A 23,557-nucleotide genomic window follows, 5' to 3' on the forward strand; every position below is an offset into this window, starting at 1 on the left:
TTATGCTTCTACCATCGGGATACGATCAACTGAACGTTCAGCTTCATTTAATGGACGGATCTGATCACGAACTTCGGTAAATTGAATATATGGATCAGCTTGCTCTTCTGCGCTTGCATTGATGTAAGTTTGGAAACGTTTACGAATTTCAGGATTCTCTACCGCAGTACGCCATTCATCTTGATAAGTTCCAATCACGTGCGCCATACGATTTTCCAACTCTTCAGCAAGACCTAGAGAATCATCAACAATCACAGCTTTAAGATAATCTAAACCACCTTCCATGTTGTCACGCCACACACTCGTACGTTGTAAACGATCAGCGGTTTGGATATAGAACATAAAGAAGCGGTCGATATAACGGATCAAAGTTTCGGTATCAAGATCAGAAGCTAAAAGCTCTGCATGGCGCGGCTTCATTCCACCATTACCACACACATATAGGTTCCAACCTTTTTCTGTCGCAATGACACCAACATCTTTACCTTGTGCTTCAGCACACTCACGCGTACAACCCGACACAGCCATTTTTAGTTTGTGCGGTGAGCGTAAGCCTTTGTAGCGGTTTTCTAATTCAATCGCTAAACCAACAGAATCATCTACGCCATAACGGCACCACGTGCTACCTACACATGATTTCACTGTACGCAATGATTTACCATAAGCATGACCTGACTCGAAGCCTGCTGCATTCAACTCTTCCCAAATAAATGGTAGCTCGTGCAGTTGAGCACCAAATAAGTCAACACGTTGACCACCTGTAATTTTGGTATACAGGTTATATTTTTTAGCAATTTGACCGACAGCAATCAAACCATCTGGCGTGACTTCACCACCTGCCATACGCGGTACAACAGAGTATGAACCATCCTTTTGGATATTTCCTAAGTAGTAGTCATTACTGTCTTGTAGACCTGCGTGCGTTGGCTCCAATACAAAGTCATTCCAGCACGATGCCAAAATGTTCGCTGTCATTGGTTTACAAATATCACAACCTAAACCATGACCATGTTGTTGAATCAAGTCATCAAATGTTTTGATTTCATTGACACGTACCAAGTGATAGATCTCTTGACGTGAGTATGGGAAGTGTTCACAGACATGGTTATTAACCGTTACACCTTGACGTTGTAACTCAGACTTTAAAACTTGAGTAACTAATGGCGCACAACCACCACATGCTGTTGCTGCTTTAGTACATTTCTTTAAAGCACCTAAAGAGGTCGAACCATCACAAATCGCTTGGCAAATATCTGCTTTCGACACGTTGTTACATGAACAAATCGTTGCACTGTCTGGAAGTAAATCCACACCGCTACCACCCGCTTTCGCACCAGAATCAGCAAATCCTGGCATGATTAAGCTTTCAGGTGTTTCTGGCAATGGGATACCATTCAACATCATTTGTAAAAGATCGTTATATTCTTTAGCATCACCAACCAGTACTGCGCCCAGTAATTTGGTTTTATCTGCATCTACAACGATTTTCTTATAAACCAATGCATCTTCATCAGCATAGAAATAGCTAAGTGAGTTCGGTGTCATACCATGTGCATCACCAACCGATGCCACATCTACACCCATCAATTTCAACTTAGTGCTCATATCAGCACCAGCGAAACAATGTGTTTCTTCAGCTAAGATATGCTTGGCTGCAATACGCGCCATGTCATAGCCCGGCGCAACGAGACCATAGATTTTATTGTCCCAAAGCGCACATTCACCAATTGCGTAAATATTTTCATCAGAGGTTTGGCAGTAATCATTGATCTTGATACCACCACGCTCACCAAGCGCTAAACCACTTGAACGTGCTAACTCATCACGTGGACGAATCCCCGCAGAGAATAAAATCACATCCGTTTCAAGCTCACTACCATCAGCAAATTTCATTACATGCTTAGCATTATTGCCAGCTTCGATACATTGCGTTGCTTTTTGTGTGTGAACTTTTACACCTAAGTTTTCGATTTTACGGCGTAATACTTTACCGCCTAAATCATCGATCTGAACCGCCATCAAACGTGGAGCAAATTCAACTACATGTGTTTCAAGATTTAAATCACGTAAAGCTTTAGCCGCTTCCAAACCGAGTAGACCACCGCCAATGACGACACCCGTTTTGGCATTTAAACTGGCTGCACGAATGGCATCCAAGTCTTCAATGGTGCGGTAAACGAAACAGTTTTCACGGTCATTGCCCGAAATTGGCGGAACGAAAGCATATGAACCAGTTGCCAGTACAAGTTTGTCGTAACTGATGACATCACCCATACTAGTTGTCACTGTTTGTTCTTTTGTATCAATTGCAATAGCTTTGGTATTTAGTCTTAAATCGATACCATGTGCATCGGCAAAATCGAAACGAGCAAGTGATAAATCTTTCGCTGATTTACCTGAAAAATATTCAGTCAAATGTACGCGGTCATATGCAATACGTGGTTCTTCAGCAAGAATTGTTATCTCTAATTCATCATCAGCTTTCTCTAAGATGGCTTCGATGAATTTATGACCCACCATACCGTGACCAATCATCACTAATTTCATTGTGTTTCTCCTAAAATCTAATCTGAGATTAAGCTGCGCTGTTTTGTTCTGAGCCACGTTCTAAAATTGCTTGTTCAAATAAACGTTGTTCTTTTTCTTTATGCTCTACCGAAAATCGGATAAGCATGACCGAACTCGCAGCAATGACCACTAAGCCACCTAAAACCATTAAACAAGTTTGAATATCCAACATACCTTTCAATAAGAAACCTGCCGCCACTGCACCAACGTTTCCACCTGCACCGATGATGCCTGCAACACCACCTAGCGCTTCACGATCAATAAATGGAACAAGCGCATAAGTCGCACCACATGCCATGTGTGTGAATAATGCAAATACCGTCATTACGAGAATAGCGAGTACAGGTCCATTCATTTGCGAGAACAACATTAAGAAAAGCCCTTCGCCAAGAATCAATCCAAACAGTACTTTAGTACGACCATCCAAGCCTTTTTTGAGTGCAACTTTGTCTGAAAGAATCCCACCCAATGCACGGGCAAATAATGCGAGCAAACCAAAGATACCTGCTGCTAAACCAGCCTCTTTTAATCCGAAACTAAAGTGTTCGACGTAGTACATCGCAATGATGTTATGGATAAAGATTTCGATACCGAAACAAGCTGCATATGAGAAAAAGAGAATCCATACGCGGTAGTTACGTGCAGCATGCATTAAGATTGCTAGACCACCTTTTTTATCGCTACCAACAACTACACCTTGAGCACGTAACTCTTTGAAATCTCCTTGAGGACAATCTTGAGTAAACTTCCAGTAAAGGAAACCTACGATTACCATCATGACACCTGGAACGATTAGTGCGAGTCTCCAACCAAATGCTTGCTCAACACCAAACATCACCAATGCAGATAGTAATAACGGCATGAGTGCTTGTGTTGCCCCACCACCAGCATTACCCCAACCAGCTGAGGCTGCATTTGCAGTTCCTACAACATTTGGAGCAAACATGATGCTAGTGTGATATTGCGTAATCACAAAACTCGCACCAATTGCACCAATTAATAAGCGAAAGAACAGAAATGATTCATAACTATTTGCAGAAGCGACACCAAAAACGGGGATACTGCCGATAATCAACAAAGCGGTATATGTTTTACGTGGTCCGTACTTGTCACATAAAGGACCAACGATCAAACGGACTAAGATGGTAATTGCGACTGCTGCGATATTGATATTTGCGATTTGATCTTTAGTCAGATGAAATTCACCTGCAATGACTGGCATTAAAGGTGCACATGCAAACCAAGCAAAGAAACAAACGAAGAAAGCAAGCCAACTCATGTGGAATGCCCGCATCGCTGGTGCAGAAAAGTTAAATAACTTTATTGATGTGGCTTTTTTTGCCGATAAATCTAAAGACATTGCCATCTCCCATACTGAACGTATATTGCTTTGTTGACACAGCACTCTGTGTGAACAAACAGATCAGATCGGACATCGTTGGCCGTCTTACAATTTTTTGGAAAGTCGTCTTTGACTCAATAAATATTTAGCAAATGCTATGCCAACTTTAATAAATCAAAGCAAGATATTATATTAATAATTGTTTTTTAATGATTTTTATGAATAAAAATAGCTTAAGCACTACATTTTACCCCTATACAAAATAGGGCTTTATGAGAATGACCTGTTTTAAAGCACAATTCTTTCTGCTTCAAAAGAACTCTTTTTACGCACCAAAACAATACATTTTATAGTTTTAAAACATAGTTCTAAATTTTCTTTGGTTCTGAAATCAATGAACGATACAATAAAGCGCATAATGTAGATGCTAAAGGAGCGATTGCACCGAATAAGAATAACTCCAATGGCACCAATTTTGCTTTTAAAACAACATTCATCGTGCATCGTCTTAAATGCACACACACTTATCGTTTGATCTTTATACTTATGCCGAAACTCAGAATCGCACTTATTGATGATGATCAAGCCCGAGCTGAATACATCAAAACTTGTTTAATTGAACATGATTTTGATGTTGTTGCTTGCTTTACTCTTGATCACCTGAATATTTTCAAATTGGAACATCTTCAAGCAGATGTCATTTTGCTCGATATGGATCATCCACATCGTGACGTTATTGAAAGCTGTGTAAGTAACTTTGACCTACCCACTGTACTCTTTACTAAAAACACTGACAAAGACACCATCAAACAAGCAATTGATGCAGGCATCACTGCCTATATTGTTGATGGTATCGATCCAAGTCGTTTACATACCATTCTGGATATTTCGATTGAGCAATATAAAAAGCATAAAAAACTTGAATGTGATCTAAAAGATGCAAAAACAAAACTCGCAGATCGAAAAGATATTGAAAAAGCGAAAGTTTTACTGATGCAACTTCACGGTCTCACTGAAGATACAGCATTCCAATTATTAAGAAAAAATGCGATGAGTCATCGTATGACCATCGGTGAAATGGCACGTCGTCTACTCGATGCACAAGAGCTTTTAAACAATCAACTAAAGGATGAATAAATGAGCAGTTTAGAAAAAACAGAATTGCAACTTGGTTATATCCCTTTACTTGATTGCGTAGCACTACTTTGGGCTAAACAACGCGGTTTTTTTGATGAAGAAGGATTAAATGTTCGCCTGATCAAAGAGGCTTCTTGGGCAAGTTTACGCGATCGACTAGCATTTGGTTTACTCGATGCTGCACATTGCTTGTCTGCTATGTTACCTGCTGCCGCAATTGGCAATGATCAGATTGGTATTCCCTTACAAACGCCGCTCGTTCTCAGTGAAAATCGAGCTTTTATAAGTTTAAGTCAAAAACTGTGTTATCAGTTAGATATAAAGAAATATGATGCTGTAGAGCTATCAGCTAAAAAATTAGTAGAACACATGAAAAAAAATCACGTGGTCTCTTTAGGACATGTTTTCCAGCATTCCATCCATCATTATTGCTTAAGAGAATGGCTAGCATTAGCAGATTCTGAACTGGCACATTCAATACAACTCAAAACCTTACCACCTCCATATATGGTAGAAGCGCTAAATAACCATTTAATTGATGGTTTTTGTGTTGGCGAGCCATGGAATACTCAGGCAGAATTGGCGGGATTAGCGCAAATTGTCGGTTCGAGCCAAGACATCATTCCCAATGTTGCGGATAAAGTTCTAGCTGTAACGCAAGAGTGGGCTCAACAGCATCCAAATACATTAATTGCCTTAACTCGCGCAATCTTGCAGGCTCAACAAGAGTTACGTGTGTTAGAAGATTTTGAACCTGTCTGGCAACTTTTAATTGATTTTGATGTCATCCAGTTTGAATGTTCGCCAAGCATTCATGTTGAAAAATATTATACGATCCAAGATATAATTCGGAACTTCGTTAAAAGTAGCGCTATACCTAAAAGTACAGATTTTGAATGGTTATTTCAGCAAATGCAAAAATGGAACAATTTGCCTGTAGGTTCTATAGATTACGAAAATAAAGCGCAAAGTTTTCTACTATTAGATACTTATTTAGCAGCATCAAAATAAGAGAACTCGTGATAAAAAAAGCTGTCTTGTGAAAAAGACAGCTTTGAAAAGACCCATAAGAGATTCTGCCAATCGAGAGCGATCTCTTATGTAATAGGTATACTATCTATATTCAATTTATCTTTTTCGGACATTTTCATGTCATTAGCAGCCATACAAAACTTCACAATTCATCTTTTTTGCCAATAAGCCACTTTCGTCGATTTAATCACCCCCCTACCCACGAGCTTGAACCGAATGTCAAATTGAAGCTAATGCTTATTATTAATCTAAACTAGCATATTTTTATAATTCAGTATCACGACGCTTCATCCACTGCTCTCTTTAGAAGTATGTTTATACTAATTTTAAAAAATCCATTAGAATTAAAACAAATATTTTTCAAAAGTTTAGAATAAAAAAATATTCATAGCTTGAAATAAACATATGAACTAATTAGAACTCAATTTAAGTTTCAAAAAAGCAAATCAATGAATTACATGACCTTCGAGTTACACAAATTACATGAACGAAATAAGGTAATTCAGTTTAAAATAGTGAAAAATAAATAAGCCTGAAATTTGTCATATTTTAACATTGCCATTTCCTTGCAAAGTTTTCATTATATGCAGCATGCTTGGTATGCAATTTTCTTCATCCATTAAAAGAAATTATAAGAAAAAATGCAGAATTTTGTGCCATAATAAGCAAACTTTGCAGACATCTTGCAAAAAACATTTGCAGATTTAGAACTGGAGCAGGCTGAATGAGCTCAACCATTTTGGTAATTCACGGACCGAATTTGAACTTGCTAGGAAAACGCGAACCAGAGGTTTATGGTTATCTGACCTTAGATGATATTAACCAGCAACTCACCACTCAAGCCGAACAAGCATCATTTACACTAGATACATTTCAAAGCAACTGGGAAGGTGCGATTGTCGATCGCATTCATCAAGCACAAACTGAAGGGGTTAAATTTATCATTATTAACCCTGCAGCCTTGACTCATACTTCAGTTGCTCTACGCGATGCCCTTCTTGGCGTTGCGATTCCATTTATTGAGGTTCATTTGTCAAATGTTCACGCCCGTGAATCATTCCGTCATCACTCATATTTATCAGACAAAGCCATTGGTGTTATTTGTGGCTTAGGTGCGAAGGGTTACTCCTTTGCTCTCGATTTTGCAATCGAAAAAATTCAATCTTCTAACTAATTTATACATTTCAGGAATGCTCACTCATGGATATCCGTAAAATCAAGAAACTCATCGATTTGATGATTGAATCTGACTTACAAGCGATTGAAGTTAAGGAAGGTGATCAATCCATCTCATTAACTCGCCCTACTCCAGTTTACGCAGCGGCACCTTTGGCAGCAGCACCTAGTGCTTCTGCTCCTGCGGCTCCAGCAGCAAAAACACCTCGTGGCGCCGTAGAAACGTCACCGATGGTTGGTGTGTTCTATTCTGCACCAAGCCCAGGCGAAGGCCCATTCGTAAATGTAGGTCAAACAGTTTCTGCAGGTGAAACACTGGGTATCATCGAAGCGATGAAAATCATGAACCCAATTGAGGCGACTAAAAGCGGCGTGATTGAAGAAATCTTGGTAAAAAATGGTGAAGTGATCCAATTTGGTCAACCACTTTTCCGCTACCGCGCCTAATTAATTTGGGGATTCTAATGTTGCAAAAAGTATTAATTGCAAATCGTGGTGAAATCGCCTTACGAATTACGCGAGCTTGTAAAACGCTTGGCATTAAAACAGTTGGTATTTATTCTGATGCTGACAAAGACTTAATGCATTTACGCTTCGTTGATGAAGCTGTCTGTATTGGGCCGGGTACCACAAGTGAAAGTTATTTAAATATTCCTGCAATTATTACTGCTGCAGAAATTACAGGTGCGGATGCTATCCATCCTGGATACGGCTTTTTGTCTGAAAATGCTGAATTTGCTGAAATTGTAGAAAGCTCAGGTTTTATTTTTATTGGTCCTCGCCCTGAACACATTCGTCTTATGGGTAACAAGGTATCCGCGATTATTGCCATGAAAAAGGCTGGCGTACCCACCGTGCCTGGATGTGACCATGCTGTAACGATTAACAATGCACTTGCTGAAGCAAAAGAAATTGGCTTCCCGTTGATCGTCAAAGCAGCATCAGGCGGCGGTGGTCGTGGTATGCGTATTGTCGAGCGTGTCGATACCCTGCTTGAATCAGTTCAAGCTGCACAACGTGATGCTGAGATGTGGTTTGGTGATGATACTGTATACATGGAGCGCTTCTTACAGAAACCTCGCCATGTAGAAGTTCAAGTGTTAGGTGATGGTAACGGTCATGCAATCCATTTATATGACCGAGACTGTTCTTTACAACGTCGTCATCAAAAGGTGTTAGAAGAAGCACCTGCTCCAAATCTACCAGAACAAGCACGTGCTGATATTTTAGAAGCATGTGTCAATGCTTGTAAGTTGATGCAATACCGTGGTGCTGGAACTTTTGAGTTTTTATTTGAAGAAGGCGAATTCTTCTTTATCGAAATGAATACTCGTGTTCAAGTTGAGCATCCTGTAACTGAAATGGTTACTGGCATTGATATTATTGAACAACAACTGCGGATTGCGGCTGGTTTAGGTTTAAATATTGAACAGCATGAAGTCGAAGTAAAAGGTCATGCGATTGAATGCCGTATCAATGCTGAGGATCCAACCACCTTCTTACCTTCTCCTGGTAAAATAGAAAATTTCTATGCACCAGGTGGCGCAGGTATTCGTTTAGATTCTCATATTTATCAAGGCTATAGTATTCCACCGTATTATGATTCGATGATTGCAAAGCTCATCGCTCATGGTAAAGATCGCAAAACATCTTTAGCTCGCATGCGTCAAGCTTTAGATGAAATGATTTTGACTGGAATCAAAACCAATATTCCATTGCACAAAGATCTTATTTTGCAGGACAAAAACTTCTGTGAACAAGCTATGGATATTCATTATCTAGAGAAGCATCTACTAAAACAGCTTGAACCCAAAGCTGAAAAAGCATAAATAAAAAAGCCTCTAAGTTAAGAGGCTTTTTATTATTCAATCTTTCTAAGGTAGCACACGGCGTAATGTCGCAAAACATTTTTCGCCTTTTTCATTGGCGCAAAAATTAATAGTGTTATCATTTTCCCACTTCACAAAATATTGCGAAACTTCACCAGTTTGGTCTAGTGTTTGACCTGAGCAATCCATCTGATTATTGTCATACTTAATCTGTAAAACTAATGCAGGTAAACGCTCTTTATGATCTTCTGAAGGTTGATAATCATATAAACCATAAGACCACTCTTGGTTACTCTTAATCACGACCTCATTCATTCCACGAAAATTATAGTATTCGACACACTTCTTATTATTGGGAATTTCCATTCCCCATAGCCCCATGATTTCAGGACGAGTTATTACCCGAATCGCATTTGCTTTAGCCAATTGTTGTGCTGTTACTGCTTTTTCATTTACGACCGTGTCTGCCATAGTCCATGTTGAGCAAGCCCATAATAATCCAATAATATAAATATTTTTCATAGATTTAATTAAGTCGTAATCTAAACGGTGCAAGGCTTTAAATTAGCATATTTTTTGAGAAAAACATGCATTCATAACCATATAAACACAATATTTTTAGCTTGAACTTTATTTGATTGTTATGGCATTTTTTCAGGTATGCTAGTTCTAGATTTACAGTTATTTTATTTACATTATAAAGATTTAGCTTTAAGGATAAAAGCCATGAAATTTTCTGAATACGTGCAATATGATGGTTTAGGATTAGCAGAACTGGTCAAAAGCAAACAAGTTCATCCTTCAGAATTATTAAAAATTGCATTAGAACGAACAGATCAAGTCAATCCAAAGCTAAATGCCATTATTATTCCAATGTATGAGCAAGCGAAGCAGCGCACACAGCAAGAATTCTCTGGATTATTTGCAGGCGTTCCATTTCTAGTCAAAGACTTATTCCAAGAATATCAAGGTATTCCAACCTCTTATGGTAGCCAAGCGCTAAAAAAAATTAACTATACACCTGATTTTAATGCTGAAATCGTAAACCGCTGGGAACAAACAGGGATTATCACTTTTGGTCGTACGAACACGCCTGAGTTTGGTATCAAAGGAATTACTGAACCCGATGCTTGGGGGGCTTGCCACAATCCGTGGAATTTAAAACACAATAGTGGTGGTTCTTCTGGTGGATCAGGCTCTGCAGTTGCAGGTGGAATCGTCCCGATTGCTGGCGCAGGTGACGGTGGCGGTTCAATTCGTATCCCCGCTTCTTATTGTGGTTTATTTGGATTAAAGCCGAGTCGTGGTCGTACACCTTGGGGGCCACAATACAGTGAAGCAATGCATGGTGCTGCCATGCAACATGTTCTCTGCAAAACAGTTCGCGATAGTGCTGCCATGCTCGATGCAGTTCAAGGTCCAGAACAAACTTCACTTTTTAGAATAGAAGCACCTAAAAAGAAATATTTAGATATCATTCAACAGACTCCAAGAAAACTCAAAATTGCTTTTAATACTCAATCACCGATTGGAACAAAAGTTTCTAAAGACGCGATTCAAGCTGTTCAACAAACCGCTAAGTTACTGGAATCTTTAGGGCATATTGTTGTAGAAGATCGTCCAAAAATAGATGGTTTAGCATTAGGAAAAGACTTTGTAACGACTTGGTTCAGCCAGTTCTCATATATGCAGGCACAAATTAAACAAATCGCAGGTGCAACTGATCATGATTTCGAATTAGATTCTATTGCCCTCGCTGCTTTTGGGGCCAAGACAACCGCAACAGAATATATTCATACGCTTAATAATTGGGGGCTTTATAGCACTCAAATGAACATTTTCTTTGAAAAATATGATCTTTATTTAACCCCAACAACAGCATCAGTCGCACCTAAAAATGGGGAAGTTGCTACACCTAATTGGCAAAAACCAATCTTGAAAGGACTGTTAAAAGTAGGAAAAGCGCACTATCTGGCACAAGGTAAATTAGTTGAAAAAATGGTACAGGATAATTTAAGTTGGGTACCTTTTACGCAGTTAGCAAATGTTACAGGTCTACCTGCCATGTCAGTCCCATTATACTGGAACAAAAATGGCTTACCTTTAGGCAGCCAATTTATTGCACCTTTTGGACGTGAAGATCGTTTATTGCAACTTGCAGCACAATTAGAACAAACACAACCATGGATGTCTCAATATCAGAATATTCAACTCTAACCTAAGTTTTAGCTGCCGTTTCCAATTGATTCGGCAGCCAAAATACTAAAAACAAACCGACGAGTACAATACCGCTTGCATATAAGAAAATTGTTGCGCCTGAAAACACTTGCCAATAATGCCCAGCTAATAAACTTCCAGATGCAACCCCTAACCCCCACATGGTGCTGTAAAGTGCTTGTCCCCGCCCTTGTTGCTCAGCTGAAAAATTTTGAAAAATCACTTTCATTGCAATTAAGTGAAATAATCCAAAACTAAAGGCATGTAAACATTGAGCAAATAACTGACCCAAAAAATGTGTGTTTAATATACTAACTAAAAACCAGCGTAAACTTGTCAAAATCAAGCATACTGCAACTAGTGTCCGCCAAGAGAAACGAGTAAAGAAAACTTTTTGCGCTATGGCAAACATCATAATCTCTGCAATTACGCCTGTTGCCCACAGCGTTCCAATCTGTGTCGTGCTAAATCCAATCTCTTTTAAAAAATTACTATAAAAACTATAAAATGGCGCTTGTGAGAATAATAAAACAAATTCAATCGTAAAAAATGCAGCTACAGTAGGTCGTTTTAAAATAGGTATTATAGATTCTAGTTTTTTTTGCGAGCTTGGCGCATGTTCAGGTTCTTTAATGGTAAATGACCACAAAAAAGCTAAAAAAGAAATCGCTAGAAGTAAAATAGGTAGCATTGAAATTTGAATAATTTCTAATAAAGCTCCGATAATGAATACGCCTAATATGAAGCCAACAGATCCCCACTTTCTAACTTTTCCATAAAGCTCTGCGCGTTTATCCCCCAACCAGAATAAAGTAACGCCTTCAAATTGCGCCAAAATTGCATTTTGAAAGAAACTAAAGATCAGCATAAGTAGTGCAACAGATTGAAAGCTATTCGGGATGACAAAAATGGCAAACCAGATGCAGGCTTCCATCCATGTTGCAATACGCACTAGCAACATTCGTTTGCCTGACTTATCAGCAATCCAGCCCCAAATCAGCGGTGCAAAAAAACGAGTAATAATCGCAATTGAAGACAAAATACCAATTTCTTGATAATTAAAACCTTGATCTTGTAGATACAAGTTCCAATAAGGCATGAATGTACCCACTATGGAATAGTAGAACAGGTAGAAACCTCCCAATCGGGTCTGGATACTTAAAGATTGAAACAATTCACGCGCCTTTTACATAGATCAACAGCTATCATTCACAACAAGATGTATTGCCTTGCGATAAAAATAAATTTTAAGTGATGCAAACAACCATCACAAATGGACTACCACCATTCGTCATTTGATTCCAAGGAAACATAGAATGTGGAAATTGGCAGATGCTAATACATTCTAATTCGAGTAATGATTAAGCTATAAAAAATCACCACTAGTAATAGTGGTGATTTGGTTTTGCATGTAAAAATGCAGGAATCAATCCAGTCAAAGCAGCTCGAATATCTGCACGCTCATTAATCAATTGATGTGAACCCTCTTCCAACATTAACAAGGTCTGTAATCTAAATTTTCGGCGAATATATTCAATGTTATAACGCCAATCTACCGTTTGATCGAGTGCACCTTGAGCAAGCCATACAGGAATACGACATGCAGGTCGATGTTCCATTTCTAACATCCATTTGGACATTGCTAAAATCCAATCCATCCCCATCATTCGAGGCTGTAATGGATCAGTTAGGCGAATAAATCTTAAAAACTCAGGATTATGATTATTACGACGGAAATGTCGTGGTACTTGGCTCTTTATCCGACGAATAATTCCTAAGCCAACAGAATTATGCCACCAAGCTGTTTTTGCAGGTCGAATCAATGGCGATAAGAGCAACACTCGATTAACGATCGGATCTTCTCTACGCTCAGCAAATTCAAGTAAATGATGCATCCAAATCGCACCACCAGTACTTTGCCCTATTCCTAACCATGGTTTTGGTAGTTGTTTAGCACTACGAACAACATCATAAACTGCATGCAATACTTGCTGGTAATGGTCAAAATTCTGAATACTTGCTGGTGAACCATTACTTAATCCATGACCGGGCAAATCGTATGTAATAACACTGAATCCTTGATCAAGAATTTCTTTTATAATGGGTTGATAAATACCACTATGTTCTAAGTATCCATGTAATAAGCATACCGTACCTAAAATCTTTTCACGTTGAGGTTGAAATACTTGTACATGTAAACGAAATAATGGCATTTCAACATAGCCTTGCCAGTGTTCGCATTCAAGTAAATCTAAACCATAAAGCTTTCTATAGGCTTGTAGTGCTTTTGAAGGTTCTATTATTTTTGATAAATCAAGCGGCTCTAAAAGCTGAGGCGTTGTTTCTCTATTGGGGATAGGTAAATCCAATTGTTTAAGTATTGTCGGATTTAAAAATGGAATATTGGACATATTATGGTATCTCTCGACAATCACTTGAGCCAAAAAGCGTATCACGAATCGTTGCTAGCAATTCATAGTTAGCACGACGACTGTGATCATAGTTTTGTTCACTTGGTCGCCAGTCTGTCAATGTTGTTGGCATCGGTGCGATCACAGGAACGGTTTCAATTCCATTGAGTGCAAATAAACGTCTTGTTCGTGGCATATGATATTCATCTGTGATGAGAATGACTGTCGGTGCGCCACCTTTCTTTTGCAGTAATAATGAACTAAATCTGGAGTTTTCACAGGTATTCATACTTCTATTTTCTAGAAGTTTCGCTTCTATGCCGTGTTCTTTCAGCCAAGCTTGCATATAAGGTGCTTCAACACCACTTAAAACAATAGGAAGAGGATATTGCTTTTCGACTTGCAAAGTTTTTTCCAATCGAAGACGTGTATAGTTATTTACAACAATATCTTTACCATTTGCACCAAGTGTCAAGCCACCGCCTAAAACAACAATTGCATATGGCTGAGACAATCCTTGCGACTCGTTCATTCCATCCTTGTTCTTCTTCAGATCAACTAAATCTTTATTTGTCTCGTCTTTTTCATCTGAATAAACAGGTAACTCAACAGGATATGTTTCTAAAAAAGCAATATATTTTCCCATTAAAGCCTGATTATCAGGCGTATTCCACTGTAAAAAATCCATTGGCGTACTTGCTGCTACAGCAGAACTCTCTTGTTCCTGTTCTGATTTCTCTGCCATTAATGGAATATTGGTCTGCTGGTTTTCTGCTACATTTTCACGTTCTTGCTCTTCGGTAATCAGTTGTTGTAATAATTTATAACGTGCTTGAATTAATCTTAAATCTTCAGGTTTTTCAGACCGAAATGTTTTTTCCATTAACTTGAGATAAGCTTGGCGCGCAATCCACAAATTAGACCCCGGCTCCAAAGTTTCATGCTCGCTTAATGCAGCTGGTTTCTGACTTTGTGCAGCAACTTCATTCACATCAACAGGTACAAATCGGTTTAGTCCCTTTACAACCAATTGCGAATAAAATGGCGAATATAAAAAAAGTACAGAGCAGCCTAATAGCACGAAAAATATAGTTATGATTCGTACTAAGCCAATCATCCAATGTACTTTACCCATAAAATTCCTTATACATGATGCGCTTGGATTAAGCCTTGCTCACTATACAACACTGGTTCAGGTTCTAATTGAATATTAAATTTCTGTTTTACATCACTTTGTACAGTTTGATAGGTATTTTTAACATCAGCTAATGTCGCATCTGCATAATTCACTAACACCAATGCCTGTTTATCAAACATTCCAACAGAACCAAGTTGTTTACCTTTCCAACCTGCTTGATCAATCAACCAACCCGCTGCAACTTTAACATTGCTATGTGTTTGAGGATAATGGGGAATATTTGGAAAATGTTGAGCAATTTTGCCAAATTCAGCTTCAGTCAAGATTGGATTCTTAAAAAAGCTTCCAACATTTGGAAATTCTTTTGGATCGGGCAATTTACTTTGACGAATATGAATCACCTGATTTTGTAAATTTTCAGCGGTGAATTCCTCTCCAACAGCTTGTTTAAGATCACCATAACTCAACTTCAAATCAGCTTTTTTTAATAGTTTGAAAGTAACACTGACGATGATGTAGCGGTTTGGATAGTCTTTGAAAATACTATGGCGATAAGCAAAGTGACAGTCCGAACCTGAAATAGAATCAAATACTTTTAGTTGACGATCATAGACTTGAACAGAATCGATAAACTCACCAACTTCAACACCATAGGCACCAATATTCTGCACAGGTGATGCACCCACTAAGCCGGGAATGAGTGCGAGGTTTTGCAAACCAAACCATTGTTGTTGAGTGCTGTACAACACAAAGTCATGCCATACTTGCCCAGCACCCACTTTTACTGTGATGGTATTTTCATCTTCAGCGAGAACATTTATCCCTTGTATATTTAAATGCAACACCAAAGCTTGAATCTGTTGGGGTAATAACACATTACTTCCACCAGATAAAATCAAAGCATTCAAATTATGTTGCTCAGCAAAGTTTAATGCCTCGATCACATCATCAGGATGATTGATTTGAACATAATGCGAAGCAATAGCACTCAAATTTAATGTATTTAAGTTTTTAAGCTGAACTTGTGCTTGTACCTGCATATTAAATTAAATCCTATTACCCTACTTTCATTTGCTTTTTAAAAATGTTAACCCATGCTTGGCTGCTAGATTCACATTGATCAAGTACTCGATCAAATCCATCCGATCCACCGTAGTAAGGGTCAGGCACTGCCTGCTGGTTAAAATGAGGATCATGCTCACTCATCAATGCGATTTTGGCGCGAATCTGTTCCGCACCAAACTGGCGTACCGCTTTCGACATGAGGGACTGAATATCGTCAAAATTCTCATGGTCCATCGCCAGAATCAGATCAAACTCAATAAAATCCTCAAGACGAATTTGTCTGGCACGTAAACCCGATAAATCATAGCCACGCTGTAGCGCATGTTTCTGGCTTCGCGCATCAGGTGCCTTGTTTGGGTGGTAATTGCTCGTACCCGCCGAATCGACAGATACATTTAAACCATGCGCATCACAATAATGTCTGAGAATTGCTTCCGCTGTGGGAGAACGACAAATATTCCCTAAGCAAACGCATAGAACCCTATATGGTGTTTCCATTAAAAAAATATTCCAAGATTTTGTTTTTTAACAAAATATAAATATTGCATACAAAATTCCTGCAAACTGCTTAGATGTGATCATACGTGAATTGACCATTGTGACATCAGGTATTTTGTCAAAAATTGCTTTGATTTGAAAGGAAATAGTAACGATCAATATTGAATATTGTTTATCAATATCTACAGTTTAGGAATTAAGAATATGTGTCAGTTTAAACTAATTAAAAGAAACTGTGATCAAATAGTAGATTCATAATGTTACTCACAAACTATTTCAAGTTTCTTACTGTATGAATCCATTGTCACCTTAAGATCAACTAATAATTGCTCTTTATTCTTGGCATTTAATTTTTTTAACTTTGTAAGTCTTAGAATAGCTGGCAAGTATTCATACTTATAAATCTTGGGATATTGTAAACATAGGATATTTTCCTGATCGACCCTTTCAGCTTTATGATTATTGAGAATTCTTAAGAAGGCTTCAATCTTATGATTAGCCTCTTTTAAATGGTTTCTCGCCACCAACTCTCCAAAACTGGATTGCTGACAACCAGCTATACCTATAGTAATGAAAATTAATAATACTTTTTTCATATTTTAACATTTTAAGTTATTGAAAACTTGGTTTATTTTGAAGCTCAACTTTATAACATAACTTTACAAAAAATAAAGACCTTTATGAAGAAATTTCAATGCACAAACTTGAAATAAATGCACCCTATTGCTTCGAATGGTTAGTTATTGCATCAGAAGTATTTAATTAATTACTCTTTAGGGCTACAGATGAGCTCTTTCTTCCGCACTAAGCATTGATCCAATATTTTCTTTAGCATGCATACAGACATCACCATAACACTTTCAAAATGGCAGAATCGCTTCAAATCTACACTTTTTAACAGCATGTTATGTTAATTTATTTGGACAGTGAAACTTATACTCACTTGATATAAAAATGATGTATTTATGATGAAAAATAAGGATGTATGTATGAACCCGTTTCAATTTCAAACTGTTCCCAACATTATCTCGGGGCTAGGTTCGATACAAGAACTTAAAAGTGTACTTACTCAACAAAATTATCAAAAAGCATTAATTGTGACCGATGCAGGGATGATACTGCATCAATTGCATCAACCCATTTTAGAAATCCTGACTCAGATTAGTCTCGAGTATCTTATTTATTCCGATATCCAAGCAGATCCACCAGAGCATATTGTATTAGAAGCTGTTGATTTTGCGACACAAGAGCAAATTGATGTGATCATCGGTTTTGGTGGTGGTAGTTCCATGGACGTGGCTAAAATCATTGCCTTGCTCGCACACCCTAAACAACAGCAAAAACTGAGTGAAATCTATGGTGTAAACCAAGCCAAATCCCCTCGTTTGCCACTCATTCTTATTCCAACAACAGCGGGAACAGGTTCAGAAGTCACACCAATCTCAATTGTCACAACAGGTGCAACCACTAAAATGGGTGTGGTAGCACCAATTTTATATGCCGATGTGGCCATTTTAGATGCAACTTTTACACAAGGCTTACCTGCGCATATCACGGCTGCAACAGGTATTGACGCGATGGTACATGCAATTGAAGCCTATACTTCAAATGTTAAAAAAAACTTCTATGCAGATATGTTAGCCCAAAATGCACTGAAATTATTAAATCATAATTTAGCTAAAGTGTTGAAAAATGGTGCTGATTTAGAAGCTCGCCAAAATATGTTGGTCGGCTCAATGCTTGCTGGTCAAGCATTTGCTAATGCTCCAGTCGCGGCAGTCCATGCTCTCGCCTATCCATTGGGCGGACATTTCCATCTTTCACACGGACATACCAATGCCTTAGTTTTAATTGAAGTGCTTAAGTTTAATGCACCCAAAGCCAAGCAGCACTATGCAGAGCTTATGCAACTGTTAGATCCACGTAGTACAGGTTGCACAGATGGTTTATGTGATCTATTTATTGATCATATGCAGAATCATTTGGACCAGAGTGGGTTAACATTGAAATTAAAAGATTTAGACATTCCTGAGGCGAAATTACCTCAGTTAGCAAAAGATGCAATGCTACAAACCAGATTGTTGCAGAACAATCCAAGGGAAATGACCGAGCAAGACGCATTACAGATCTATCAGGCGATTTATGCATGAGCAAACCAACTTTAAAACGACGCGAACAATTTAAATTCTTTTTTCCAATCCAAACCCGTTGGGCCGATAACGATATTTATGGTCATGTGAACAATGTGACCTACTATAGTTATTTTGATACCGCAGCTAATTCATTACTGATTCAAAAAACAGGATTTGACATTCACAACAGTGAAGTTATTGGCTTAGTAGTTGATTCAGCTTGTAGCTTTCAACAGGAACTGTCGTTTCCAGAAATCATTGAAGTTGGTGTAGCGATTGGTAAAATTGGAAATTCATCACTTAGATATGAACTGGCGATCTTTAAACAAGGTCAGTACGAAGCTGCTGCTCAAGGGCATTTTGTCCATGTCTTTGTAGACAGAGAAAGTCGAAAAAGCACAGCAATTCCAGATGCAATGCGCTCTACACTCTTCGAATATTTGCTGCTGACCGTATAAATGAATAGAGGCAAAACGTTTCCGTTTTGCATCTTACTTAGAATCGTTAATATTTCAATTGAATGTTATGTAACTCTGCATCAAAAGTTTCCACTAGGCTTTTGATTGTAGATTCCTTGCTTAATAATTCGATCGCCCGATGATAAGCTCTTTCTTTACGCTCATTCTGCATAACTAAAGGCGTATTGGAATTAACAGCACCATATTGAACACTGAACAGCGTTTGTGGCCATTGTTCTTTTAATGCATCCTCCAAACCATGCTGCAATTGCGACAACATGCCTTCATATTCTTGAGGAATCAGGAAAATAGAAGTGCCGTTAATCTGTCCTTGCATCACACCATGTTGAGCTAACTCTTGAACAGCAGGTGAAAGCTGGCTGGTTCTAAACCAGTATTCCCACTTCTCCAAATTCCACTCACCTTCCAAAACCTGCTCACGCAATTTCAAAATATCTTGAGGCATCAAATCTGTTTGCCCAAAATCTTGCTGTTGTATTGGCGATCCAACAGGCTGATCTGCGACCACAATCGGTTCCGAAACAACAGCTTTAAGCACTGGCTCTGCGATGAGATCAAGTGCCTGTTCAGCTTGAGGCTGCTTCAGATGTACTTGAGGATTTTGCTCAACAGGAAAAACCAGCACATCATCCGCCTCAACGATATTCGACTGAATCGTTTGTTGTTGCGCTGATACATCTAATCCAATTAACTGCCCCTCCTCGGCATCAAACACCATGAGATGAGGATTTTGATTGCGCTGTTCAGGTTCAGGTTCAGGTTCAGGTTCAGGTTCAGGTTCAGGTTCAGGTTCAGGTTCAGGTTCAGGTTCAACGCTAACCGCTTCTTGCTGAACTGCAAACTGATTTTCTGTACTTGAATCCTGTACAGGCTGATGCGCTTCAGGCGCTGTAAGTTGCGTAACAGGTGTTGCAGTTACGATAACTTCATTCAAATTCAACGGTCTAAACGCCAGTAAACGCAACACCGTCATTTCAAAGCCTTGCTCTTGCGTCACCGCAAGTTGCAACTCAGCTCGACCTTTACAGGCAATTTGATAATACAACTGCAAATCTTGGGCAGAAATGAGTTTCGACAATTGTAGAATCTTCTGGTTAATTTCTTCACTATATTTCAGTGCAAGATCAGGTAAATATTGCAACAATGCCAATTCATGCAAGGTAGAAACCAATTGGTCTAAAACCAAGGACACATCTAAAGCTTGCTGTCTAAATTGTAGAAGTAGCTGACTGACCCGTGCTTGCTGATTTTGATGAATTGCCAAAATCAAATCATAAATAATGGTTCGGTCAATTAAACCGAGCATATCTTTAACATCTTGATGATGGACTGCACCTTGACCATAGGCAATTGCTTGGTCTGTTAAAGACAAGGCATCACGTAATGAACCTTGTGCAGACTCTGCAATTTGCCAAATCGCATCTTGATCGGCTTCGATATGCTCTTTATTTAAAATTGCTGTCAAATGTTCCGTAATTTCATCAACAGCCAAAGGACGTAACGTAAATTGCAAACAGCGCGAGATGACGGTGATCGGCAATTTCTGTGGATCTGTCGTTGCAAAGAGGAACTTCACATGCTCTGGTGGTTCTTCCAGAGTTTTGAGCAAGGCATTAAATGAATGCGTTGAAAGCATATGCACTTCGTCGATCAGATAGACCTTGAAGCGACCCTGCGTCGGCGCATAAGGCACATTGTCGAGTAACTCGCGGGTATCTTCAACCTTGGTCCGTGATGCCGCATCGATCTCAATTAAATCAATAAAACGACCTTCATTTACGGCCTTACAGGTTGCACAGACTTCACATGGGGTTGAGGTCACACCTGTTTCACAGTTCAGGCATTTGGCTAAAATACGGGCAATTGTGGTTTTACCGACACCGCGCGTTCCTGTAAACAAATAAGCATGATGCAAACGCCCACGTTCTAATGCGCTGGTTAAAGCACGAGAAACATGGTTTTGCCCAACTAACTCATTGAAATTACGAGGACGGTATTTTCTTGCCAGTACTTGATACATGTATGCTCCTTTTTGCATCTTAAGCATACTGTTTTTTTGAAAGGCTGTGAACGAGTCCACTTCTAATTGATCAAGATTAAATACTTTCTGAAGCTTTTAAACCGAATTTCTTATAGATTTACTTACAATCATCACAAGACTTGCACCGATATTCAACTCAATAGAGAATACACCATAATTTTTAAGTTGCTGGTCTCTTTGACATGTCTGAATCCTTAGCGGTACTCGGCGGTATTACCGCAGAACAATTCTTGAATGAATATTGGCAAAAAAAACCATTGTTAGTTCGCAATGCAATGCCTGAAATTATGGGTTTATTAGAACCCGAAGATGTCAAGGAACTAGCGCTAGAAGAAGATGTCAGTGCTCGCTTAATTCGTCAAAAAAATAAAAATCCAAATGAATGGCATGTAAAATCATCACCACTCACTAAAGGCGATTTCCAAAAGTTACCGAATCTTTGGACTATCCTGGTTCAAGCGGTGGACCATTATTCTTTTGATATTGCTGAGCTCTGGAAAAAATTTCCATTTATTCCTCAATGGCGCCGCGATGACATCATGGTCTCTTATGCACCTAAAGGTGGCTCTGTTGGTAAGCACTTCGATTTCTATGATGTATTCCTTGTACAAGGGCATGGTCATCGCCGTTGGCAACTCGGTCAAATGTGTGATGAATCAACAGAGTTTGTTGCAGATCAACCATTAAAACTCCTTTCTCAAATGAGTGTAAATTTTGATGAGGTACTTGCACCTGGCGATCTATTATATGTACCACCTGGTCTTGCTCATTATGGCGTTGCCGAGGATGATTGTTTAACTTTCTCATTTGGCTTCCGTATGCCAAATTTAGCTGAAATGACAGATCGACTCAGTGAACAATTCGCAAAAAACTCAGTCTTAACAAATCCTCTCGTGGATATTACTCGCATAAAAACAAATGCTATTGGAGAGATAAATAATTCCGAATTTTCTTATCTCAAGACTCAATTACTTGATTATCTCACTCAAGCACCAGAATTTGATGCTGCGATCATGGCATACATGAGTGAGTCTAAATATCCCAATAGCATTCCTGAGCCAGATGAAATTGTGGTAGATGATTTACTTGAAGTTATCAATGGCGGCTATCAACTTATTCTAGAACCTGCATCAAGATTGCTCTATAGACAACAAGATCAATTATTAGACTTTTGGGCAAATGGGGAAAATATCTGTATTTCTCAATCTTTCCAAGCACAACTGAAACAAATTGCAGATGGTGCAAGCTTAACATTTGATGAAGAATTTAATCATACGGATATTTTAGAAGATATCGTATTGTTACTGAATCAAGCAGTTATTATGTTGCTACCACCTCATTAAGCCTGATACATCCTCTAATTAAAGTAGAAGTAGTTGCGACTATTTCTACTTTTATGATTTGACATAAATAATTAAAACTTTTTTATAATAGACTTCTTTCATAAATCATTTTTTACTCAGCTCCAAGTTATAGATTCGGTAATCCTCCCATAAATAACTGAATTTAAAAGTAGAGGTTAAGCAGCCATCTTTTTACTTCTATGAATTGCCAAGGTATAGCCAAAAGGCTCTACGAAATCTGATAAATATGCACAATCAATACGATAAGCTTAAGATCTAAAGTATCTTGATGGTTATAATTTAGATCTCTCTATGTTCTGATTAAAACAGTTGTTAAATTTATCTCCTCAACCTAATTTCTCTCTTTTTCTAGTGATTTTCTCCTTGGCAGTTGGTAGTTTCTGTATTGGAACGACTGAATTTGTTGCTATGGGGTTGATTCAAGAAATCGCTACTGATTTAAATGTCAGTGTTCCACATGCAGGCTATTTCATTAGCGCCTATGCGCTTGGTGTTATGGTTGGCGCACCGATTATTGCAATTTTAGGAGCTAAAGTACCGCGTAAAACGCTATTACTCAGCTTGATGTTATTTTATGGTTTAGCCAATGCCGCCACTGCCTTCGCAACAACATCTGAAGCTATGCTGATATCCCGTTTTATTGCAGGCTTTCCTCATGGTGCTTATTTTGGTGTAGCCGCATTAGTTGCAGCCGAATTGGCAGGAAAACAACGTAGAGCAACTGCGATTGCACAAGTCATGATGGGACTCACCCTTGCAAATGTGATTGGGGTTCCTATTGCAACTTGGCTTGGTCAGCAATTTGGTTGGAAATCTGGTTTTGAGTTTTCTGCCGTGATTGCCTTTATTACTTTAATCGGTGTCAGCCTTTTCGTTCCCAATATTGCACTACAAAAGTCAGCCAGTATTAGAGCGGAATTGGCAGGTCTAAAAAACATCAATATGTGGCTAACGCTTGCAGTGGGTGCAGTTGGTTTTGGCGGCATGTTCTCTGTTTATAGTTATGTATCTCCAATTTTAACTGAATATACACACGCCGATATTCGTATCGTCCGGTAATCCCCCCTAAAAATAAAAGGATGTAAAAGTAGAATTTTCTCTTAAGATCAAAGCAGGAGATTCTGCATG

At 38.7% G+C, this 23,557-nt stretch carries 20 protein-coding genes and 1 pseudogene; 10 read left to right on the forward strand and 11 right to left on the reverse strand.

From position 1 onward, the window contains the following. The 3 genes from nirB to NO346_RS08835 all read right to left on the reverse strand — a co-directional run bounded on the left by nirB (window position 1) and on the right by NO346_RS08835 (window position 4,407). A complete protein-coding gene (gene nirB / locus NO346_RS08825; protein WP_256414933.1) occupies window positions 1-2,547 on the reverse strand; it encodes a nitrite reductase large subunit NirB in 2,547 nt (848 codons plus the stop codon). Between the two features lie 28 nt (window positions 2,548-2,575). Beyond that, the gene (locus NO346_RS08830; protein ID WP_004915549.1) at window positions 2,576-3,928 is read right to left on the reverse strand and encodes an MFS transporter; all 1,353 of its coding nucleotides are present in this window, start codon (window positions 3,926-3,928) and stop codon (window positions 2,576-2,578) included. 350 nt (window positions 3,929-4,278) lie between these two features. Next, entirely contained in the window at window positions 4,279-4,407 is a 129-nt protein-coding gene (locus tag NO346_RS08835) for a hypothetical protein (RefSeq protein ID WP_017397303.1), read from the reverse strand. A 49-nt stretch (window positions 4,408-4,456) separates the two neighbouring features. Between NO346_RS08835 and NO346_RS08840 the strand changes: the two genes are divergently transcribed. From NO346_RS08840 to accC, 5 genes are all read left to right on the forward strand, one after another. Next, entirely contained in the window at window positions 4,457-5,047 is a 591-nt protein-coding gene (locus NO346_RS08840; protein WP_004915545.1) for an ANTAR domain-containing response regulator, read from the forward strand. Continuing rightward, on the forward strand, window positions 5,048-6,058 hold the full coding sequence (locus NO346_RS08845) for an ABC transporter substrate-binding protein (protein WP_256414934.1): 1,011 nt from the start codon (window positions 5,048-5,050) through the stop codon (window positions 6,056-6,058). A 745-nt stretch (window positions 6,059-6,803) separates the two neighbouring features. Continuing rightward, entirely contained in the window at window positions 6,804-7,253 is a 450-nt protein-coding gene (gene aroQ, locus NO346_RS08850) for a type II 3-dehydroquinate dehydratase (protein WP_233738970.1), read from the forward strand. Between the two features lie 26 nt (window positions 7,254-7,279). Continuing rightward, window positions 7,280-7,702 carry an acetyl-CoA carboxylase biotin carboxyl carrier protein gene (accB, locus tag NO346_RS08855; RefSeq protein ID WP_005160413.1) on the forward strand — a complete coding sequence of 141 codons (423 nt, stop codon included), beginning with the start codon at window positions 7,280-7,282 and terminating at the stop codon, window positions 7,700-7,702. A gap of 17 nt (window positions 7,703-7,719) precedes the next feature. After that, on the forward strand, window positions 7,720-9,084 hold the full coding sequence (gene accC, locus NO346_RS08860) for an acetyl-CoA carboxylase biotin carboxylase subunit (RefSeq protein ID WP_004661970.1): 1,365 nt from the start codon (window positions 7,720-7,722) through the stop codon (window positions 9,082-9,084). Window positions 9,085-9,129: 45 nt separating this feature from the next. Here accC and NO346_RS08865 read toward each other — a convergent pair whose 3' ends face one another. Next, window positions 9,130-9,606 (reverse strand): hypothetical protein, encoded by a 477-nt coding sequence (locus NO346_RS08865; RefSeq protein WP_004661969.1) that lies wholly within the window; start codon window positions 9,604-9,606, stop codon window positions 9,130-9,132. A 204-nt stretch (window positions 9,607-9,810) separates the two neighbouring features. Here NO346_RS08865 and NO346_RS08870 point away from each other — a divergent pair, with 204 nt between their 5' ends. Beyond that, window positions 9,811-11,301, forward strand: a complete 1,491-nt coding sequence (locus NO346_RS08870) for an amidase (RefSeq protein WP_256414935.1) — start codon at window positions 9,811-9,813, stop codon at window positions 11,299-11,301. 1 nt (window position 11,302) lies between these two features. On the opposite strand, the gene NO346_RS08875 is transcribed toward NO346_RS08870, so the two are convergent. The 6 genes from NO346_RS08875 to NO346_RS08900 form a co-directional block, all read right to left on the reverse strand. Continuing rightward, entirely contained in the window at window positions 11,303-12,475 is a 1,173-nt protein-coding gene (locus NO346_RS08875) for an MFS transporter (RefSeq protein ID WP_256414936.1), read from the reverse strand. A 208-nt stretch (window positions 12,476-12,683) separates the two neighbouring features. Beyond that, on the reverse strand, window positions 12,684-13,712 hold the full coding sequence (locus tag NO346_RS08880) for an alpha/beta hydrolase (protein ID WP_005160442.1): 1,029 nt from the start codon (window positions 13,710-13,712) through the stop codon (window positions 12,684-12,686). A 1-nt stretch (window position 13,713) separates the two neighbouring features. After that, entirely contained in the window at window positions 13,714-14,847 is a 1,134-nt protein-coding gene (locus tag NO346_RS08885) for a YdcF family protein (RefSeq protein ID WP_256414937.1), read from the reverse strand. Window positions 14,848-14,855: 8 nt separating this feature from the next. After that, window positions 14,856-15,890, reverse strand: coding sequence for a UDP-N-acetylmuramate dehydrogenase (murB, locus tag NO346_RS08890; RefSeq protein WP_256414938.1), 1,035 nt, complete (start codon window positions 15,888-15,890; stop codon window positions 14,856-14,858). A gap of 16 nt (window positions 15,891-15,906) precedes the next feature. Next, window positions 15,907-16,413 (reverse strand): low molecular weight protein-tyrosine-phosphatase, encoded by a 507-nt coding sequence (locus NO346_RS08895; protein WP_256414939.1) that lies wholly within the window; start codon window positions 16,411-16,413, stop codon window positions 15,907-15,909. A 260-nt stretch (window positions 16,414-16,673) separates the two neighbouring features. Then, a complete protein-coding gene (locus tag NO346_RS08900) occupies window positions 16,674-17,009 on the reverse strand; it encodes a hypothetical protein (RefSeq protein WP_256414940.1) in 336 nt (111 codons plus the stop codon). A gap of 393 nt (window positions 17,010-17,402) precedes the next feature. Between NO346_RS08900 and NO346_RS08905 the strand changes: the two genes are divergently transcribed. Both NO346_RS08905 and NO346_RS08910 read left to right on the forward strand, forming a co-directional pair. Then, window positions 17,403-18,563 (forward strand): iron-containing alcohol dehydrogenase, encoded by a 1,161-nt coding sequence (locus NO346_RS08905; protein ID WP_256414941.1) that lies wholly within the window; start codon window positions 17,403-17,405, stop codon window positions 18,561-18,563. Further along, window positions 18,560-19,003 carry a thioesterase family protein gene (locus tag NO346_RS08910; protein ID WP_256414942.1) on the forward strand — a complete coding sequence of 148 codons (444 nt, stop codon included), beginning with the start codon at window positions 18,560-18,562 and terminating at the stop codon, window positions 19,001-19,003. The genes NO346_RS08905 and NO346_RS08910 overlap by 4 nt, the downstream gene beginning before the upstream one ends. Before the next feature lie 46 nt (window positions 19,004-19,049). On the opposite strand, the gene dnaX is transcribed toward NO346_RS08910, so the two are convergent. After that, complete coding sequence (gene dnaX, locus NO346_RS08915) at window positions 19,050-21,044, reverse strand: DNA polymerase III subunit gamma/tau (protein ID WP_256414943.1); 1,995 nt, start codon at window positions 21,042-21,044, stop codon at window positions 19,050-19,052. A 203-nt stretch (window positions 21,045-21,247) separates the two neighbouring features. Between dnaX and NO346_RS08920 the strand changes: the two genes are divergently transcribed. After that, the gene (locus NO346_RS08920) at window positions 21,248-22,408 is read left to right on the forward strand and encodes a cupin domain-containing protein (RefSeq protein WP_256414944.1); all 1,161 of its coding nucleotides are present in this window, start codon (window positions 21,248-21,250) and stop codon (window positions 22,406-22,408) included. 330 nt (window positions 22,409-22,738) lie between these two features. Then, a pseudogene (locus NO346_RS08925) lies at window positions 22,739-23,482 on the forward strand (MFS transporter); the annotation flags it as partial. Between the last annotated feature and the right edge of the window lie 75 nt (window positions 23,483-23,557).

Source organism: Acinetobacter sp. 5862, from assembly GCF_024494585.1.
In the GTDB taxonomy this organism is placed as follows: domain Bacteria; phylum Pseudomonadota; class Gammaproteobacteria; order Pseudomonadales; family Moraxellaceae; genus Acinetobacter.

Coding starts and splice junctions, on each gene's coding strand:
- nirB (WP_256414933.1), bottom strand. CDS start 2,547: ATGAAATTAGTGATGATTGGTCACGGTATGGTGGGTCATAAATTCATC.
- NO346_RS08830 (WP_004915549.1), bottom strand. CDS start 3,928: ATGTCTTTAGATTTATCGGCAAAAAAAGCCACATCAATAAAGTTATTT.
- NO346_RS08835 (WP_017397303.1), bottom strand. CDS start 4,407: ATGAATGTTGTTTTAAAAGCAAAATTGGTGCCATTGGAGTTATTCTTA.
- NO346_RS08840 (WP_004915545.1), top strand. CDS start 4,457: ATGCCGAAACTCAGAATCGCACTTATTGATGATGATCAAGCCCGAGCT.
- NO346_RS08845 (WP_256414934.1), top strand. CDS start 5,048: ATGAGCAGTTTAGAAAAAACAGAATTGCAACTTGGTTATATCCCTTTA.
- aroQ (WP_233738970.1), top strand. CDS start 6,804: ATGAGCTCAACCATTTTGGTAATTCACGGACCGAATTTGAACTTGCTA.
- accB (WP_005160413.1), top strand. CDS start 7,280: ATGGATATCCGTAAAATCAAGAAACTCATCGATTTGATGATTGAATCT.
- accC (WP_004661970.1), top strand. CDS start 7,720: ATGTTGCAAAAAGTATTAATTGCAAATCGTGGTGAAATCGCCTTACGA.
- NO346_RS08865 (WP_004661969.1), bottom strand. CDS start 9,606: ATGAAAAATATTTATATTATTGGATTATTATGGGCTTGCTCAACATGG.
- NO346_RS08870 (WP_256414935.1), top strand. CDS start 9,811: ATGAAATTTTCTGAATACGTGCAATATGATGGTTTAGGATTAGCAGAA.
- NO346_RS08880 (WP_005160442.1), bottom strand. CDS start 13,712: ATGTCCAATATTCCATTTTTAAATCCGACAATACTTAAACAATTGGAT.
- NO346_RS08885 (WP_256414937.1), bottom strand. CDS start 14,847: ATGGGTAAAGTACATTGGATGATTGGCTTAGTACGAATCATAACTATA.
- murB (WP_256414938.1), bottom strand. CDS start 15,890: ATGCAGGTACAAGCACAAGTTCAGCTTAAAAACTTAAATACATTAAAT.
- NO346_RS08895 (WP_256414939.1), bottom strand. CDS start 16,413: ATGGAAACACCATATAGGGTTCTATGCGTTTGCTTAGGGAATATTTGT.
- NO346_RS08900 (WP_256414940.1), bottom strand. CDS start 17,009: ATGAAAAAAGTATTATTAATTTTCATTACTATAGGTATAGCTGGTTGT.
- NO346_RS08905 (WP_256414941.1), top strand. CDS start 17,403: ATGAACCCGTTTCAATTTCAAACTGTTCCCAACATTATCTCGGGGCTA.
- NO346_RS08910 (WP_256414942.1), top strand. CDS start 18,560: ATGAGCAAACCAACTTTAAAACGACGCGAACAATTTAAATTCTTTTTT.
- dnaX (WP_256414943.1), bottom strand. CDS start 21,044: ATGTATCAAGTACTGGCAAGAAAATACCGTCCTCGTAATTTCAATGAG.
- NO346_RS08920 (WP_256414944.1), top strand. CDS start 21,248: ATGTCTGAATCCTTAGCGGTACTCGGCGGTATTACCGCAGAACAATTC.